Below are 18128 nucleotides of genomic sequence, written 5' to 3'. Positions count from 1 at the left end.
GGGTGGAAATATTATATTTCCACCCTTTGTTTATTATGTCTAGCTATACTTATTAATCTACATTATCATGTAGGAATGAATTGTTGCTACGTATCTCCGTAACACCTTCATCAAAAGACAAGGTAAATCTGGACACTTGTGAATCAGATGAATGTGGAACATCATCTAATGTTTTTTGTTTCCTTTTGTAAGCAGGCTCAGTTTCTAATTCTTGTAAGCCATTAGAAGACTTTAGTTTCATACTCAATTCTTTCAAACGTAAAATACGTTCTTTGGTTTTAAGTAATTGATCTTCAAAATTTACAGGCTCGTTTGCTTGCGTTGTAGAAGCCGCTGCAGCATTCGCATCAACGATCGTTGACACTTCGCTCACGATCTCTTCATTTACTTTTTCATCGTATGCATCAAATACTGTTGGCAATTTGAATTCAAACATAGAAGGACTAGTTTTCAATTCAAAACCATTAGACTCTGTCTGAGTAGGCTCTTCAGCAATTTCATCCGTTAAATCCAATGTATGACGAACAACTTGTGCCTCTACTAAGGTATTAGATTTAGGAGAAGTAAACAAATCAGTTGAAGAATTAGCTATTGTATTAGAAGTCGTAACGGGCTTTACGTATACATCCTCAACATTATTAACAGGTCTTTCTACAAATTGATTCTGAACCATAGGTTTCACATATGAAATAGAAGGCTCAGGGGATAAAGGCAAAGCAACTTTTTCTTTTTCTTTCTCTTTTACACGCTCTTCAGATGTTTGAAAACCTGTTGCAATAATTGTTACTGACAACTCTTCATCATAAGTTTCGTCAATACAGTTACCCCAAATTAAATCAGCTGTAAGGCCAGCTTTTTCTTGAATATAATCTGTAACAATAGCCACCTCATCCATTGTTACTTCTTTAGTACCAGAAGTAATATTCAATAAAATATAACGCGCACCTTCAATTTCATTATCTTTCAATAATGGTGAAGCCAATGCACCCGTTACGGCTTGAATAGCTCTATCTTCGCCTACTGCGATATGATTACCCATGATAGCTACACCGCTATCATTCATAACGGTACGCACATCTTTAAAATCGACGTTTACATACCCCGGGATAGTAATAATTTCCGCTATACCTTTTGCGGCAGTAGTTAATATATCATCCGCTTTAGCAAAAGCAGCTGTCATCGTAAGATTTCCAAATATCTCGCGTAGGCGATCATTAGAAATTACAAGATAAGAATCAACATATTTGCGAAGCTCATTCAAACCTTCTTCAGCTTGAGAGCGACGTTTTTTACCCTCAAACGCAAAAGGAGTTGTAATAATAGCTACGGTCAAAATTCCCATTTCTTTAGCTGCTTTAGCTAAGACAGGACTTGCACCAGTTCCAGTACCACCTCCCATACCAGCTGTTATAAACAACATCTTGGTGTTAGTACCTAACATTCTTTTTATGTCATCGATACTTTCGATTGCGGAATTTTCACCTACATCAGGATCAGCACCAGCCCCCATACCTTCCGTAAGGCTAGCTCCTAATTGTACTTTATTGGGAATCGGACTTAACTCTAAAGCTTGCGCATCTGTGTTACACACGATAAAATCCACCCCACTTATCCCTTGCTTGTACATGTGGTTAACGGCATTACCGCCGCCACCACCGACCCCTATAACTTTAATTATAGAGGACTGTTCCTTTAACATTTCAAATTGTATCGACATAATATCCTATTTTTACGAATTGTTAAGTCTTAAAATACGTCCCAAACTCAACAATTCTAATGTAATAATACCAAATATATTAACAATACTTTTCCACATTTCTTTAAATGTGGAAAAGTATTGTTAATGTTGAAAATTATTTTTTACCAATGAAAGAATCATCATCAATTTCTTGATTATCCTTAATAAATTCAGAGATAATTTTTGTAAACCAACTCTCTTTTTTACTTTGTTTATCAGCAATTTCTTTCACCGGTACTTTTTCTGTTTTCTTGACGCCACGCTCTCTAGATATTGCTTCTTCTTCTTCTACAGATAAAATTCCTTTAATCAAAAGACCTACACTCGTAGCGTACATTGGGCTTTTCATTTCTTCGAAAGTCTGTTTGTTGAGCATATCCGTTTTTGCTAAATATTCGTTAGGATATCCAATACGACAGTCTATACCTGTAATATATTCAACTAACTGTACTAAATGCTTCAACTGCGCACCACCACCAGTAATCACAATACCAGCGATCAATTTATCTTCATATCCTGAAGATTTAATTTCATAATATACATGCTCGATGATTTCTTCCATACGAGCTTGAATAATATAAGCCAAATTTTTCACAGAAATCTCTTTGGCATCGCGACCACGAATACCTGGTACACATATTACTTCGTTTTCTTTATTTTCATCCGCTAAAGCAGAGCCATATCTTACTTTCAATTGTTCGGCTTGATTCCTCAATACAGCACAGCCTTGACGAATATCTTCCGTAACAATATTACCTCCTAATGGAATTACAGCAGTATGACGAATAATTCCTTCGTGGAAAATAGCGACATCAGTAGTACCTCCACCAATATCTACTAAAACAACACCTGCCATTTTCTCTTCTTGATCTAGTACAGCTTCAGATGAGGCAAGAGGTTCTAATACTAACTCAGACACTTCTAAATCAGAATTGTCCACACATTTTTTTATATTTTTTATATCGGTTACACGGCCAGAAATGATATGAAAATTAGCTTCCATACGACGTCCCGCCATACCGATTGGTTCCTTAATACCAGGTTCATTATCTATGGTAAACTCCTGCGGCAATACATGAATAATCTCTTCACCAGGAGGCAAAACCAACTTGTACATATCTGATATCAAACGCTCAACATCAATGCGTCCAATCTCTTCATCGTCACTTTTTGTTAATATACCTCTGTGTTGAATACTCTTAATATGTTGGCCAGCAATACCTATATTTACAACTTTAATATCCACATTTGATTGTCCCTCAGCTAAAGAGACGGCTTCGCGAATACTTTGCACTGTTTTATGAATATTAGCGACTACTCCACGGTTTACACCTGCAGACTCCGCTTTTCCTACGCCTAATAACTCTATTTTATTCGAACCACTACGACGTCCAACAGTAACGCAAATTTTTGTTGTCCCGATGTCCAATCCTACGACAATTGGGCCATCTTTTTCAATTTCTGTAATTCTTGGTTTCATATGCTGTACTTTATGCTGTATTTTAATTTTTCGTATTAATTTTCATTTGCAAACTATCCATAACCCAGTTATCTTTTCTTTCGCAAATAATTTGTCCTCCATATTTTACATTGACCTTGCCATATGCTTCAGTCCCAACTTTTGGTAAAATATTCTTGTAATAAATCTCCAAACGTCTTAATTTATCATCCAAAGAATCTGCTGACCCAATTACGAGTGTTTCACTCCCTACTCTTGGTATCAATTCTATATCCTTTTGATCATTGACATATATTTGCACAATCTGGTTTTCCCATAATACATCCCCTTTAACACGATTCACCACCTTTATGAGATCCTTTACTGTATTAGATTCGACAGATTCTAACGCTTTACTATACCCTTCTTGAATATTACCATTAGCTACTAACACGTGCGGCACATACTTCAATGTTACGGGGACCTTATTCCCTTTTCCATCAACATAGAATTCACGGCCCGTCTTATTAATCACTCTTAGTACCACTTCACGTTGCTGTACAGTCACATTAAGTATACCATCCATATCTGCATGTACTTCAGCTTTAGAGACGTAAGGCAGTTTCTCAATTTCACGTTCAATTTGCTCCATCTTAATGGCATTAAGATTTTTATCGACCACAGCTCCAAATTGATTATTAATCATTTTAGAAATATCATTTTGATCAATAAATGTTTCTCCTCCTTCGACAGATACACGTAAGGAAACACACTTTTGAGACGCATCCTTGTCAGCTACCAGACTCATCAACATAGCCAATCCACCAAGCGTCGATATGCCCAAGAAAGTGTAAAAAACTATGCTCCATCTGATATTCTTCATACTACTTTTCTAAAATAGCCTTGATTGGTTTCACCAAACGATCTATATCACCTGCACCTACTGTTACAATTAATTCGGGATTTTCATCCGCTACAAATTGTAAAATATCAGTAGGGGAAACAATTCTCTTCTTATCTAAATTTACCTTATCTAACAACCATAATGAAGTAACACCTTCAATAGGTAATTCACGTGCAGGGTAAATATCCATTAATAATAACTCATCCGCCATCCCTAGTACTTCAGCAAAGCCATCACTAAAATCACGTGTTCTAGTGAATAAATGAGGTTGAAATACCACGGTTAATTTTTTGGTTGGATATAGTTTACGCATAGAACTTAAAAAAGCTCTTAATTCCTCCGGGTGATGGGCATAATCATCGATATAAACATGATCTGCAGTTCTCACTACATATTCAAAACGACGTTTAGCCCCTTTAAAATTTCCTAAAGCAGTAACAATCTTATCTTGATCAATACCTAATAATAAAGCTACCGTAATAGCTGCTACCGCATTTTCAACATTATGTAATCCTGGGATCCCTAGTCTAATATTAGGGATAACAATATCTTCTTTGATATAATCAAAGTGAAACTCGCCATCTATCACTTGAACATTTGCACCGTGTGCATCCGCTTCACCTTCGCGTGTATATGAAATATCACCTGCAAATGGTAAGCCTGATTTTACAATACGCGTACCTCCATCTACCACACGGTCAAGATACATTTTGAATGAATCAATCAAACTTGAAGCATCACCATAGATATCTAAGTGATCCGCATCTGCAGAAGTAACCACAGCAATATTTGGATGTAATGTCAAAAAAGAACGATCATATTCATCCGCTTCTACAACGACAACATTATTATCCCCGAATAATACATTGGTATTATAATTAGAACTAATACCTCCTAAAAAAGCAGAACAATCATAGCCTGTATCTTTGAGAATATGTGCTATCATCGTAGAAGTAGTAGTCTTGCCATGCGTTCCCGCAACACCAATCGTAAAACGGCTAGCACTTATAAAACCTAATACTTGCGAACGCTTAAATAACTCAAAGCCTCTTACTAATAACTCATTTTTAATTTTTAGATCCTTAGGAACGGCAGGAGTAAAAATTACTAAAGCCTCATTAGAAGGTTTTAAAAATGCTTCTGGTATAAGACTTATATTATCTTCATAAATAACTGAAATACCCTCACGTACTAATGTTTCCGTCAATTCAGTTTCTGTTTTGTCATATCCAAAAACGGCACATCCCAACTGATGAAAATAGCGTGCAAGCCCACTCATGCCGATACCACCGACTCCTAATAAATAGACTTGTTTTACTTTATCGATATTCATATTATTTATTTATCAATTTCAAAACTTCTAAAGCGATAACCTCATCAGCATCCAATAAGGCTAATTTTTTGATATTATCACTTAACTGTACACATTGAGACTCATTATTAAGCAATGCTATTGCCTTACCTATTAACACGTCCTTAGCTTCTATATCTTTTACCATAATAGCAGCTTCCTTATTTACCAAGGCCATTGCATTCTTGGTTTGATGATCTTCTGCTACATTTGGCGAAGGCACTAATATTATAGGCTTACCTACAACACACAACTCAGAAATAGTGCCTGCACCCGCCCTAGCGACGATTAAATCAGCAGCAGCGTATGCATAATCCATTCTTTGTAAGAAAGGCATTAACTTAATAGTATTAGGCAACTTATTTCCTAACTCCGCTTGTAATGTATCATAATAATATCCACCACATTGCCATATTACTTGAATATCAGCATCTACTAAGGTTTGAATATTTTGCTTTACACAGTCATTCAATGTACCAGCACCTAAACTACCTCCTGTCACAAGAATAGTTTTTTTATCTTCTGCAAATCCGAAACTCCTCAATGCCTCCGATCGTTTACCCTGAATATCTACCGAAGTACGACGAATAGGGTTTCCTGTTAACATTACTTTATCCGCTGAAAAAAACTTATCCATCCCATCGTAAGCGACACATACTTTTTTAGCCTTGCGGCCAAGACTTTTATTTGTCTTTCCTGCGAAAGAATTTTGTTCTTGAATAAGCGTTGGCAAACCAATCATATTGGCCATCATCAATAATGGTCCAGAAGCATAACCACCAACACCTACTGCCACGTCTGCTTCAAAATCTTTAATGATTTGTCTTGCCTTCACTAAACTCTTTAACATCTTTAGCGGCAAAGCCAAATTTTTAATTAATGACTTCCTATTTAATCCCTGAATATCTAAACCAACAATTTGGTAACCGGCAGCAGGAACTTTTTCCATTTCCATCTTACCATTAGCACCTACAAATAGTATTTCAATATCCGGTTGGATACGACGTAACGCATTCGCTATCGCAATCGCAGGAAAAATATGTCCTCCTGTACCACCTCCACTAATGATTACTTTGTTCGCCATCTTTAATTAATATTATATAGAACCAACTACCACCTTTTTAGGGCTTCTTATTGGTTTTACGTCTTCTTGTAATTCCTCGTTACTTTTTAACTCTTCGATATTTCTACTTACAGATAATATAATACCTAACGCTACAGAAGTAAATAATATAGAAGTACCTCCCATACTGACTAATGGTAAAGGAACCCCAGTTACGGGCCCCAATCCTACAGCTACTGCCATATTTGCCAACGCTTGTATCGTCAAACTAAATCCTAATCCTGCAGCTAAGAAAGCACCAAATGCTCGAGGACTCATCGTTACTATTCGAATACATCTATACATCAAGGCCAAATATAAAGCCAATAAGATAGCGCCCCCAATCGTTCCATACTCTTCAATTATAATCGCAAATATAAAATCGGAATAAGGATGTGGAAGAACATTACGCTGCACGCTATTTCCAGGCCCTTTACCAAACAATCCACCTGTAGCAATTGCTATCTTTGCGTTATTTGCTTGGAAATTTTTATCTTCTTGAAATGGGATATTAGATTTCGTTACAGCTTCCGTGTCAAAATACCCTTTAATACGGCTTAAATATGTTGCACGTCGTGGTCCTAATAACATAACTAAAGAAAGTAGTATAGCACCTCCAATACATACAATACCGATTTGCTTGATATCTACACGCCCTATAATTAATAACAACACACTGGTTCCGAAAAGCATTAAAGCAGTCGAAAGATTAGCTAATGCGATTAAAACAAACACCATAAAAACAGCCCCCATAATAGGTATAAAAGATTTCTTAACATCTTTTATATCTTCTTGTTTGCGAGAAAGCATACGTGCTAAAAAAGTAATCAATGCCAGCTTAGCTAAATCTGAAGTTTGAAAAGTTTGATTTATCACAGGTATAGTAACCCAACGAGAAGCATCATTTACCGTATTACCGAATACCAAAGTATAAAACAACAAAGGAATGGTAATAATCATCAATATTTTAGAAATACCTGCGTACCACTTATAATCCAATTTATGAGACAAATACATCAATCCTAAACCAACAGCGATAATAGCAAAATGCTTTACCAAATACAATTCTGTTCCTTTGCCCTCTTTATATGCCAAAGTACCCACCGAACTATATACCGCAAGCAAAGACCATCCTGATAATATTATCACAATGATCCAAATCCATTTATCGCCTTTTAATTTTGAAAATACGTGTTCCATATGGAGCTATATATTACAAAGCCATTACTGCTTCTTTAAATTTATCACCTCTATCTTCATAATTTTTGAACCAGTCAAAACTTGCACAAGCAGGAGATAATAATACTGTATCACCTTTAGAAGCTAAATGAGAGGCAATTTGAACGGCATCCTTCATCGAAGAACTGTTTACAATTATTTCAACATCATCTTCAAAGGCATCATGAATACGTGAAGTATCCTTACCAATACACACGATAGCTTTTACTTTATCTTTCACTAGATCACGTAGCATCTCGTAATCATTTCCTTTATCAACACCACCTAATAATAAAACAATATCCGTTGAGAAGCTTTCTAAAGCATACCATACAGAATTAACATTTGTTGCTTTAGAATCATTAATATAATTAACACCACCGATATACCCAATATGCTCTAAGCGATGGGCTATATTAACATAAGAACCCATGCTATCTTTTACTATTTGGTTACGAAGATCTTGCACTTTTGCAATTAAACCTGACGCCATACTATTGTAGACATTATGTCTACCTTGTAATGATAACTCTTCAATATTCATCGCAAAAATCTCCCTCTTAGGTATGTTAATAATAATATTATTCTCCTTATTCAAAAATGCACCTGGCACTACTTCTTTTTCTTGAGACATAGGCAGTTGCAGAGCCTTTATATAAAATCTCTGTAAAGCCTTAACCGTCTCTTCATCATCTGCCAAATAAATAAAATAATCAGCCTCCGTTTGGTTCTGTATCATTCTAAATTTAGAATTAACATAGTTGTCCATGTTATAATCGTATCTATCCAAATGATCAGGTGTGATATTCAAAATAACAGCTACGTCGGCACGAAAATGATACATATCATCCAACATAAAACTGGAAATCTCCAGCACATATGTATCAAAATTTTCTCTAGCTACCTGATACGCAAAACTCTTTCCTATATTCCCTGCTAAACCCACATTCAAACCTCCATTTTTTAACATATAGTATGTCAACATTGTGGTGGTGGATTTACCATTAGATCCTGTAATACAAATTAATTTAGCATCTGTATATTGTGCTGCAAATTCAATTTCAGAGATCACAGGAATGCCTAGAGAACGAAGTTCTACTATCAATGGCGCTTTTTCTGGAATTCCAGGGCTTTTGACTACAAGTGCCGCATTGATAATTAAATCATGCGTATGCTTACCCGATTCAAATTGTATATTTTCTTGATCTAGCTTATTTTTATAACTATCCGCTATGTTACCCATATCCGAAACAAAAACATCAAAGCCTTTATCTTTACCAAGGATAGCTGCTCCAACGCCACTTTCACCAGCACCTAAAATTACTAGTCGACCTTGTTGTGGATAATATGTATGTGCAATATTTCCCATTATCGTATTTTTAAAGTAACAATTGTCAAAATAGCCAGTATTACTCCTATAATTACAAAACGCGTAACAATCTTCGCTTCATGGTATCCCTTTTTCTGATAATGATGATGCAAAGGAGCCATCAAGAAAATACGTTTTCCTTCACCCAATTTTTTCTTCGTATACTTAAAATAAGAAACCTGCATGAGTACCGAAATATTCTCAATAAGAAATACACCACACAAAATAGGAATCAATAACTCTTTACGAATTAAAATAGCAAATGCTGCTATAATACCACCTATAGTCAATGAACCAGTATCTCCCATAAATACTTGAGCAGGATAGGCATTGTACCACAAGAAACCTGTACATGCACCAATAAAAGCACCGGCAAAAATCACTAACTCCCCTGAATTTGGAATGTACATGATATTCAAATAATCAGAGAATACAATATTACCCGATACGTAGGCAAGAATAGCCAAAGTAATACCGATAATAGCAGAAGTTCCCGTTGCGAGTCCATCAATACCATCCGTAATATTTGCTCCATTAGAAACTGCGGTAACAATAAATACGACAACTACTAAAAACAATCCAAATGTTATCCATTTTCCTTCCAAACCAAAAACATCCAATACTTTTGAATAATCAAACTCATTATTCTTATAAAAAGGAATATTTGTCTTCGTAGATTTTACATTTTCAGCATATGTATGTTCACCAGTTTGCGGGTTTATAATAACCTCTACAGGGATAGACGACGTAGGACTTGTTACTTGCTCACGCACCACAATATCAGGGTGAAAATACATCGTGATAGCAATCAAAGTACCTAAACCCACTTGCCCAACGATCTTAAATCTACCCGCTAAACCTTCTTTATTCTTGCGGAATACTTTGATATAATCATCCAAAAAGCCGATTGCCCCCATCCACAAAGTGGTAACAATCATAATGATAATATATATATTACTTAATTTTGCGAACAAAAATGTAGGAATCAGAATACCAGCAATGATAATTAAACCACCCATCGTAGGTGTTCCTTTCTTTTCCTTTTCGCCTTCTAAACCTAAATCACGTATAGTTTCACCAACTTGCTTTTTATGCAACAATTGAATTAATCGACCTCCATAAACAGTAGTAATGATTAATGAAACAATCACAGCCATTGCTGTACGGAAAGAAATATATTGCATTAATCCAGCTCCTGGAATATAAAAATGCTCTTGCAACCAATTGAATAAATAATATAACATCCTTATTACTCTTCGTTAAATGTTTTTTCTAATTCTTCTCTATCATCAAAATGATGACGTATCCCCTGTATTTCCTGATATTTTTCATGCCCCTTACCAGCTACTAGTACAATATCACCAGGTGCTGCAAGGTGACAAGCAGCTCGAATAGCCTCTTTTCTATCAGAAATACTAAAACAATTTTTCTTTTTATCTACTGCTACCCCAGCTTCCATATCCCTAATAATTTGCAAAGGATCTTCAGTTCTAGGATTATCAGACGTTATTATCAACTTATCACTATATCTCAATGCCACTTTAGCCATCTCTGGTCTTTTCGTTTTATCTCTATCCCCACCACAGCCCAACACTGTAATAACCTGCTGACCAGCGCCTTTTAAGCCTTTAATAGTTGTCAACACATTATCAACTGCATCTGGCGTATGTGCATAATCAACGATTGCAAATACACCTTTTGGTGAGCGAATAGTTTCAAAACGTCCTTCAGCCCCAGATATCTCACTTAAAGCGGTTAACACTTTTAATGTCTCTTGTTCTAGTAAAATTGCTGCACCGTAGACTGCCAATATATTATAAGCATTGAATCCGCCAACCAATTTCACCCATACTTCATGACCATCAATCTGAAGTAACATACCATCAAAATGACTTTCAACGATACGTGCTTTAAAATCTGCTACATTATGAAGACCATACGTTTTGCGGTGTCCGAAAGTATTCTGTAACATTATAGCGCCATTTTTGTCATCGGCATTCGTAAGTGCGAAAGCGTAACCATCCAAGTCATCAAAAAATTTCTTTTTAGCCTTGATATAATTATCAAAAGTTCCATGAAAATCAAGATGATCGTGGGTAATATTTGTAAATATTCCACCTGCAAACCTTAAACCAGCAATACGCTGCTGTACCACAGCATGAGAGCTTACTTCCATGAAACAATAATCACAGCCTTCCTCTACCATATCACGCAACAACGCATTTAGAGCTATAGGATCAGGAGTAGTATGCGTAGCTGGAATTATACGCGCTCCAATTTTATTTTCTACCGTAGACAATAAACCTACTTGATATCCTAACTGAGTGAATAAATTGAATAATAATGTAGCAACAGTCGTTTTACCATTTGTACCCGTAACGCCAACCAACTTAATATCTTGAGAAGGATTACCGTAGAAATTGGCCGCTATTAATCCTAATACATATGCACTATCATTAACAAGCACATACGTCACAGATTGATCAATCACCTCAGGCATCGTTTCCAATACCACTACAGCTACTCCTTGCTCAATGACTTGAGAGACATATAAATGTCCATCCGTATGAACCCCCTTTACCGCAACAAACAGCGATCCATTGGTGGCTTTTCTTGAATCAAAGCATATCAAATCTACTTCGACTTCTATCGAACCCTCAACCTGAATAACAGGAATAGCATGTAATAACTCCTTTAAATCCATATCTAATTCAATTGAATTGAAACGTGAGTACCCATTTTTAATTTATTGCCAGGTGCTAAAGATTGAGTAGTAACTTTACCCCTACCCATAATACTAGCTTTAAAACCCGCATTTTCCATTGTATACATAGCATCTGCTAATCCCATTCCAATCACATTAGGCACTATGCCTTCTTTAATTATAACATCTACAAATGGAACTTCCTTATTCGATGTATCTACAGTTTGTACAACAGGAATTAAGTTTGCTGTATTAAACCCCAATGCCTCGTATACTTTTGCAGAAGCTTCTTTAGAGCCTCTTAAGGAAACGGGTATTTTTGCACCCGCCATATTAACTTCTTTCTTGGCAAACACACCTTGTAAATTCAAGTCATTTGCATAAACCATATCTGCTAACTCCTTAAAGACTGGACCAGCAACAGCACCACCATAGTATCCATTTCTTGGATTACGAATGACAACTATCATAGAATACTTTGGGTTCTCTGCCGGAAAATACCCTGCAAAAGAAGACTGGTAACGTCGTGCACCATATCCGCGACGACCATCTGCCATCTGTGCAGTACCCGTTTTTCCTGCTGAAGTATATAATGGACTTGCCAAATTTTTACCTGTTCCTTCGACCATAACCCCTTTTAACATGGCTTGCATTTTTGTAATAGCTTCATCAGATGCCATTTTCTTATTAATCACTCTAGCATCAAACTTTTGAACGGTATTACCTAAATGCCTAATTTCTTTCACAAATAAAGGAGCAAGAATCTTCCCCCCATTTGCGACTCCATTATACAAAACCAAAGTTTGTAATGGTGTCAACTTTAACTCATAACCATAAGACATCTGAATTAAAGATAATTTACTCCAACTTTTATTTTTTGGTGTTTTCACCAATGGTATTGCTTCACCCGGAATCTGTAAACCTAATGGATCATTCAACCCCCAACTATGTAATTTTGACGTATACTTACTTGGATTAGATCCATAATGATTATGTATCAACTTAGTGATCGCCACATTAGAAGACTCCTCAAATCCTTTTTTTGCAGTTATAATAGACTTCTTTGGCGCATGCGAATCACGAATAGTATGTGATGGTACTTTATATGTCCCATTACCAATATCTACTATTGTATTAGTATCAATCAAGCCATCATCCAATGCCGCTAAATAAGAAGCCAGCTTAAATGTCGACCCTGGATCTGCACCCTGTGCTATTGCGTAATTATATTTCTCTCTGTATTCACCGTCTTTATCTTTCGTAAAATTAGCTATAGCTCTCACTTCGCCAGTAGCTACTTCCATCAAAACGACACAGCCTTCATCAGCATTTGAAATCTTCATCTGCTTTTGTAATGCACGTTGTGCCATATCCTGCATATTCACATCTATGGTTGCGATGATATCAGAACCGTCGATAGGCGCTACTTCCACTTCTCTACTCAAGGGCACCCAAACACCACCAGCTATACGTTGCATCATTTGCGCACCACTCTGTCCTTCGATATAATCACCATAAGCTCCTTCAAGGCCTACACGAAATTGATCATTTTTATAACCTATAGTACGAGCTGCCAAATTTGTAAATGGAAGAATCCTTTTATTTTGACGTACCGAAACTAAACTTCCCGGAAAACGAGTTTTCCCTTCACGAAATACACTCATCAAAGGGAAAGATTTTACTATTTTCAAATCTTGATGTGACACTGCACGTTTAAGCAACACATACCGCTGTTTCTTTGCCCTTGCCTGCTTTAACATATTCAAATATTGACGTGATGATTTATCTTTAAAAAAAGAAGCCATCTTTATCGCTAAAGAGTCCACCTTTGAATTAAATACATCATTATGCTCAACAGGAATTGACATAGCATCAAAACGTAACTCGTATTCCGGCACTGAGGTAGCCAACAAACTACCATCATTTGAATAGATATTACCACGCGCAGCTTCTACTATACGCTCTTGAATAGTCAAGCTATCCGCTATTGCTCTCCATTCACCACCATCCACATATTGCAAGTGAAGCATTTTTGCAAAAACTGCAAAAGCGCCAAGTACCATCAAGCCGAAAGCTAGGTACACCCGCATCAATATGGACTTTCTAATATTCATTTAATTATATCGAATACTATTATTGTTTTTTAATTACTTCTAACTTAATTGGCGGCTCCAAACGCTCTTTCAATCCCAATGTATCCGCTCTCTTCGCAATCTCCGTCTGTGTAGTCAATTTCATCAACTCCGCTGACAAAGATTTATAATCCCAGCTAAGCTCTTTAACATCCTTTCCTAAACGATCAATCTTACGGACTGTGCGCTCCGCTAAATGCCTATTTGATATATATAGCAGCGTCAAAAACAACAAAAAAGCAACAAATGGAAAATTCTTCGTTACTAAATAAGTTGAGATTTTATTTGTCGAAAAAATAGTTTTAATGAAATTTTGCGTTTCCTCAACCTTTTCTTCTACCGCTTCTGACATTTCTTCTTGAATATCTTCGCTTAACTCCTTATCACGTATGGTGTTTCGTCTAGACATACAACCTCAATTACACTGTATTATTTCTTTCAGCGACACGTAATTTTGCACTACGAGAACGATTATTGAGAGCTAACTCTTCAGCTGTTGCCGTGATTGCTTTCCTTGTTAACACTTTAAATGGCTTAATTTCATTACCAAAGAAATCCTTCTCTACATCGCCGCGAAATTTTCCTTTCAACATGAAATTTTTAACCAATCGATCTTCCAAAGAATGATATGACATAATAACCAATCTTCCTCCTTCTTTCAAAACAGGAATAGTTTGCAACAAAAACTCCTGCAAAGCATCCAATTCTTTATTCACCTCGATACGCAATGCCTGAAACACTTGCGCATGATACTTATGTTCTTTGCCACGAGGAACCAACTTCTTGATAACCTCTTTCAATTCTGCTACCGTTTGAATTTCTTTTGTTAATCGAGCAGTAACAATAGTTTTGGCTAGAGATTTAGCATTTTGCACTTCACCGTACATCCCGAAAATTCTGTGCAAATCTTCTTCATTATACGTATTCAAAACCTTCTTTGCATCCAAATCAGAAACCTGATCCATGCGCATATCTAGATCGGCATCAAAACGAATCGAAAAACCACGCTCTGCATCATCAAATTGATGAGAAGAAACACCAAGATCACCCAGAATGCCATCCACTTGCTTAACACCCTCGATACGCAGAAAATTTTTAATAAAACGAAAATTTTGGTGAACCAATACAAAACGAGGATCATCAATAACATTATTCAACGCATCAGGATCTTGATCAAAAGCAATCAATCTTCCCTGAGGCCCCAAATGCTTAATTATCTCACGCGAATGACCACCACCACCAAAAGTAACATCCACATAAACGCCATCCGGCTTAATATCCATAGCCTCAATACACTCTTGAAGCATCACAGGAACGTGATACACACTATCTTCAGACATCTAAACCTCCTTCTAAATCAAAATCACCCATTACGGATTCCGCTAAGTCCGAAAAATCTTCTTCCGAAATGGAAGCCATCTTCTCTTCATACTTAGCTTTGGACCATAACTCTACTTTACTCAAATTACACACCAATACTAATTCGTTTGCCACCTGGGCATAATCCAACAACACTCTTGGCAATAGCACTCTACCTGCTGAATCCAGCATCAATTCGGTAGCGCCACTAGTAAACTTGCGAACAAAATCTCTATTCTTAGCTTGAAATTGATTCAAACGTGATAGCTGTGTCAATATTTTATTCCATTCATTTCGGGTATAGATGACCAAATTACCATCGAATCCACGATTCACGACAAGCCCTTCACGCTCAACATCAGGCAACTGACGTTTTAGCGCTGCAGGAACCACCATTCTACCTTTGGTGTCCAACTTGCATTCGTATTCTCCGATTAAATAAATCATTTAGTCTATACTCCTAATAAAACTAATGTAAAAGTAACCACTTTCCCCCACATACTCCCACAAACTCCCACAAAAAAGTTTTCCACATAACAAAATCGCCACTAAAACCAAATAAAAAGTAGCTCAAAAGAGCTAAAAAACAACAACCATGTTGATATTCAACAAATTAAAAAATACGTATTTTTAATTCAAAAACGTCACTTTTTTAATCATTTTTACCAAAAAATCATCCAAAAAGCATTAAAAAAGCACCTCGTGGGACAAAGTGGTAGGGGTTAAACAAAAGATTCACAATCGTAATAAATCTTATCAAAATAATAGATATTATGATTTTTTATTAAATACCAATAGATTGAAAAGAATATCAATTTTCAATTCGTTATTCTCCCTCAAATCCGATAATTTTGTAGAATCAATCTTTTATGATAAAAGGATTGTATTATTGTTTAAAATTTATTTATTATTCACATAATATACAATGTACAGAAGTAACACCAATGGTGAGCTACGCATCTCCGATGTAAATAAAGAAGTAACCCTGTCAGGTTGGGTCCAGAAATCACGTGATAAAGGTTTTATGATATGGGTTGATTTACGTGACCGCTATGGCATTACGCAACTTATATTTGACGAAGCACGTACAGAATCTTCTGTTATGGAATTAGCAAAATCATTAGGTCGCGAATTTGTTATACAGGTAAAAGGTACGGTAATCGAACGTGAGTCTAAAAATTCAAATATTCCAACAGGTGACATTGAAGTTTTAGTTAAAGAATTAACGATCCTTAATGCAGCTCAATTACCTCCATTCACTATTGAAGATGACACGGACGGTGGCGAAGATATCCGCATGAAATATAGATACTTAGACATCCGTCGTAACCCTGTTAAAAATAGCTTATTATTTCGTCACAAAGTAGCACAACAAGTAAGAAATTACCTTTCTAACCTTGACTTTTGTGAGGTAGAAACACCATATTTAATAAAATCTACACCTGAAGGAGCACGTGATTTCGTCGTGCCTTCACGTATGAATCCGGGACAATTTTACGCTTTACCTCAATCCCCACAAACATTCAAACAATTGTTGATGGTGGGTGGTATGGATCGTTATTTCCAAATCGTAAAATGTTTCCGTGATGAGGATTTACGTGCTGACCGCCAACCTGAATTCACACAAATTGACTGTGAAATGGCATTCATCGAACAAGAAGACATCTTAAATGTTTTCGAAGGCTTAACACGTCATTTATTGAAAGAAATTCACAATATCGAAATCGAGAAATTTCCACGTATGACATTTGACGAAGCAATGCGTTCTTACGGAAATGATAAACCCGATATTCGCTTCGGTATGAAATTCGGTGAGTTAAATACAGTTGCACAACACAAAGATTTCCCTGTATTCAATGCTGCAGAGTTAGTCGTTGGTATCGCTGTACCTGGTGCTGCTTCTTATACACGCAAAGAAATCGACGGTTTAATTGATTGGGTAAAACGTCCTCAAGTAGGTGCCTCAGGCATGGTTTATGTAAAATGCGAAGGTAATGGACAGTACAAATCTTCAGTAGATAAATTCTATGATCAAGAAGATTTAGCTAAATGGGCTGAAGTAACAGGCGCTAAAGAAGGAGACTTAATATTAGTATTATCAGGTCCTGCAAACAAAACTCGTGGTCAATTATCTGCTTTACGTATGGAATTAGGAAACCGTATGGGCTTACGTAAACCTGACGAATTTGCTCCACTATGGGTTATTGACTTCCCATTATTAGAGTGGGATGAGGAATCAGAAAGATTCCATGCTATGCATCACCCATTCACTTCACCAAAACCAGAAGACATGCACTTATTAGATACCGATCCTGGGAAAGTACGTGCAAATGCGTATGATTTAGTATTGAATGGTAATGAAATCGGTGGTGGTTCTATTCGTATTCACGACAAAGAGATGCAAGCATTGATGTTCAAACATTTAGGATTTACTCCAGAACAAGCACAGGATCAATTTGGCTTCTTAATGAATGCCTTTCAATATGGTGCACCACCACATGGAGGCTTAGCGTTTGGATTGGATCGTTTAGTTGCTATTCTGGGTGGCCAAGAAACTATCCGTGACTTTATTGCATTCCCTAAAAACAATTCAGGTCGCGACGTAATGATTGATGCTCCTGCGACTATAGACAATGTACAATTGCAAGAATTAAGCTTAGCATTAGCTAAGAAATAACATAAATTTCAATTTATAAAAAACGGATAAGTCTTAAAAGCTTATCCGTTTTTTTATTGAAATCTTATTAAAGCAAATTACAGCATTCTAGGTCATTCAAAAACAAGCCAATAAAACAATTTATTAGGCACATAAC

The 18128-nt window shown here is 36.4% G+C and carries 14 protein-coding genes; 1 reads left to right on the top strand and 13 read right to left on the bottom strand.

All coding sequences use genetic code 11. The features are described from left to right. Positions 1-52: 52 nt before the first annotated feature. The 13 genes from ftsZ to mraZ all read right to left on the bottom strand — a co-directional run bounded on the left by ftsZ (position 53) and on the right by mraZ (position 15762). Positions 53-1717: a cell division protein FtsZ gene (ftsZ, locus tag IP023_RS09835; protein WP_241790106.1), complete on the bottom strand. Its 1665-nt coding sequence runs from the start codon at positions 1715-1717 to the stop codon at positions 53-55. Between the two features lie 136 nt (positions 1718-1853). Beyond that, on the bottom strand, positions 1854-3218 hold the full coding sequence (gene ftsA / locus IP023_RS09830; RefSeq protein ID WP_241790105.1) for a cell division protein FtsA: 1365 nt from the start codon (positions 3216-3218) through the stop codon (positions 1854-1856). 22 nt (positions 3219-3240) lie between these two features. After that, positions 3241-4059 (bottom strand): cell division protein FtsQ/DivIB, encoded by an 819-nt coding sequence (locus IP023_RS09825; RefSeq protein WP_241790104.1) that lies wholly within the window; start codon positions 4057-4059, stop codon positions 3241-3243. A gap of 1 nt (position 4060) precedes the next feature. Beyond that, positions 4061-5413: a UDP-N-acetylmuramate--L-alanine ligase gene (gene murC / locus IP023_RS09820; RefSeq protein WP_241790103.1), complete on the bottom strand. Its 1353-nt coding sequence runs from the start codon at positions 5411-5413 to the stop codon at positions 4061-4063. A gap of 1 nt (position 5414) precedes the next feature. Next, the gene (murG, locus tag IP023_RS09815; protein WP_241790102.1) at positions 5415-6515 is read right to left on the bottom strand and encodes an undecaprenyldiphospho-muramoylpentapeptide beta-N-acetylglucosaminyltransferase; all 1101 of its coding nucleotides are present in this window, start codon (positions 6513-6515) and stop codon (positions 5415-5417) included. A gap of 12 nt (positions 6516-6527) precedes the next feature. Continuing rightward, positions 6528-7733 (bottom strand): FtsW/RodA/SpoVE family cell cycle protein, encoded by a 1206-nt coding sequence (locus IP023_RS09810; protein ID WP_241790101.1) that lies wholly within the window; start codon positions 7731-7733, stop codon positions 6528-6530. 13 nt (positions 7734-7746) lie between these two features. Further along, on the bottom strand, positions 7747-9120 hold the full coding sequence (gene murD, locus IP023_RS09805) for a UDP-N-acetylmuramoyl-L-alanine--D-glutamate ligase (RefSeq protein WP_241790100.1): 1374 nt from the start codon (positions 9118-9120) through the stop codon (positions 7747-7749). Next, positions 9120-10364, bottom strand: a complete 1245-nt coding sequence (gene mraY / locus IP023_RS09800) for a phospho-N-acetylmuramoyl-pentapeptide-transferase (RefSeq protein WP_241790099.1) — start codon at positions 10362-10364, stop codon at positions 9120-9122. Before mraY ends, murD begins: the two co-directional genes overlap by 1 nt. Before the next feature lie 5 nt (positions 10365-10369). Beyond that, complete coding sequence (locus IP023_RS09795; RefSeq protein WP_241790098.1) at positions 10370-11824, bottom strand: UDP-N-acetylmuramoyl-L-alanyl-D-glutamate--2,6-diaminopimelate ligase; 1455 nt, start codon at positions 11822-11824, stop codon at positions 10370-10372. Between the two features lie 2 nt (positions 11825-11826). Next, positions 11827-13938, bottom strand: a complete 2112-nt coding sequence (locus IP023_RS09790) for a penicillin-binding protein (protein WP_241790097.1) — start codon at positions 13936-13938, stop codon at positions 11827-11829. Positions 13939-13957: 19 nt separating this feature from the next. Beyond that, positions 13958-14365 (bottom strand): FtsL-like putative cell division protein, encoded by a 408-nt coding sequence (locus IP023_RS09785; RefSeq protein WP_241790096.1) that lies wholly within the window; start codon positions 14363-14365, stop codon positions 13958-13960. A gap of 10 nt (positions 14366-14375) precedes the next feature. Beyond that, positions 14376-15296 (bottom strand): 16S rRNA (cytosine(1402)-N(4))-methyltransferase RsmH, encoded by a 921-nt coding sequence (rsmH, locus tag IP023_RS09780; RefSeq protein WP_241790095.1) that lies wholly within the window; start codon positions 15294-15296, stop codon positions 14376-14378. Continuing rightward, on the bottom strand, positions 15289-15762 hold the full coding sequence (mraZ, locus tag IP023_RS09775; RefSeq protein WP_241790094.1) for a division/cell wall cluster transcriptional repressor MraZ: 474 nt from the start codon (positions 15760-15762) through the stop codon (positions 15289-15291). The genes rsmH and mraZ overlap by 8 nt, the downstream gene beginning before the upstream one ends. Positions 15763-16240: 478 nt before the next feature. On the opposite strand from mraZ, the gene aspS reads away from it, so the two are divergent. Then, on the top strand, positions 16241-17992 hold the full coding sequence (gene aspS / locus IP023_RS09770; protein ID WP_241790093.1) for an aspartate--tRNA ligase: 1752 nt from the start codon (positions 16241-16243) through the stop codon (positions 17990-17992). The last annotated feature ends 136 nt before the right edge of the window (positions 17993-18128 follow it).

Origin of the sequence: Sphingobacterium rhinopitheci, from assembly GCF_022627575.1 — a bacterium.
GTDB lineage: Bacteria > Bacteroidota > Bacteroidia > Sphingobacteriales > Sphingobacteriaceae > Sphingobacterium > Sphingobacterium rhinopitheci.
Note: the sequence above shows the minus strand (reverse complement) of the source record. Positions and strands in the feature narration are given on the sequence as shown.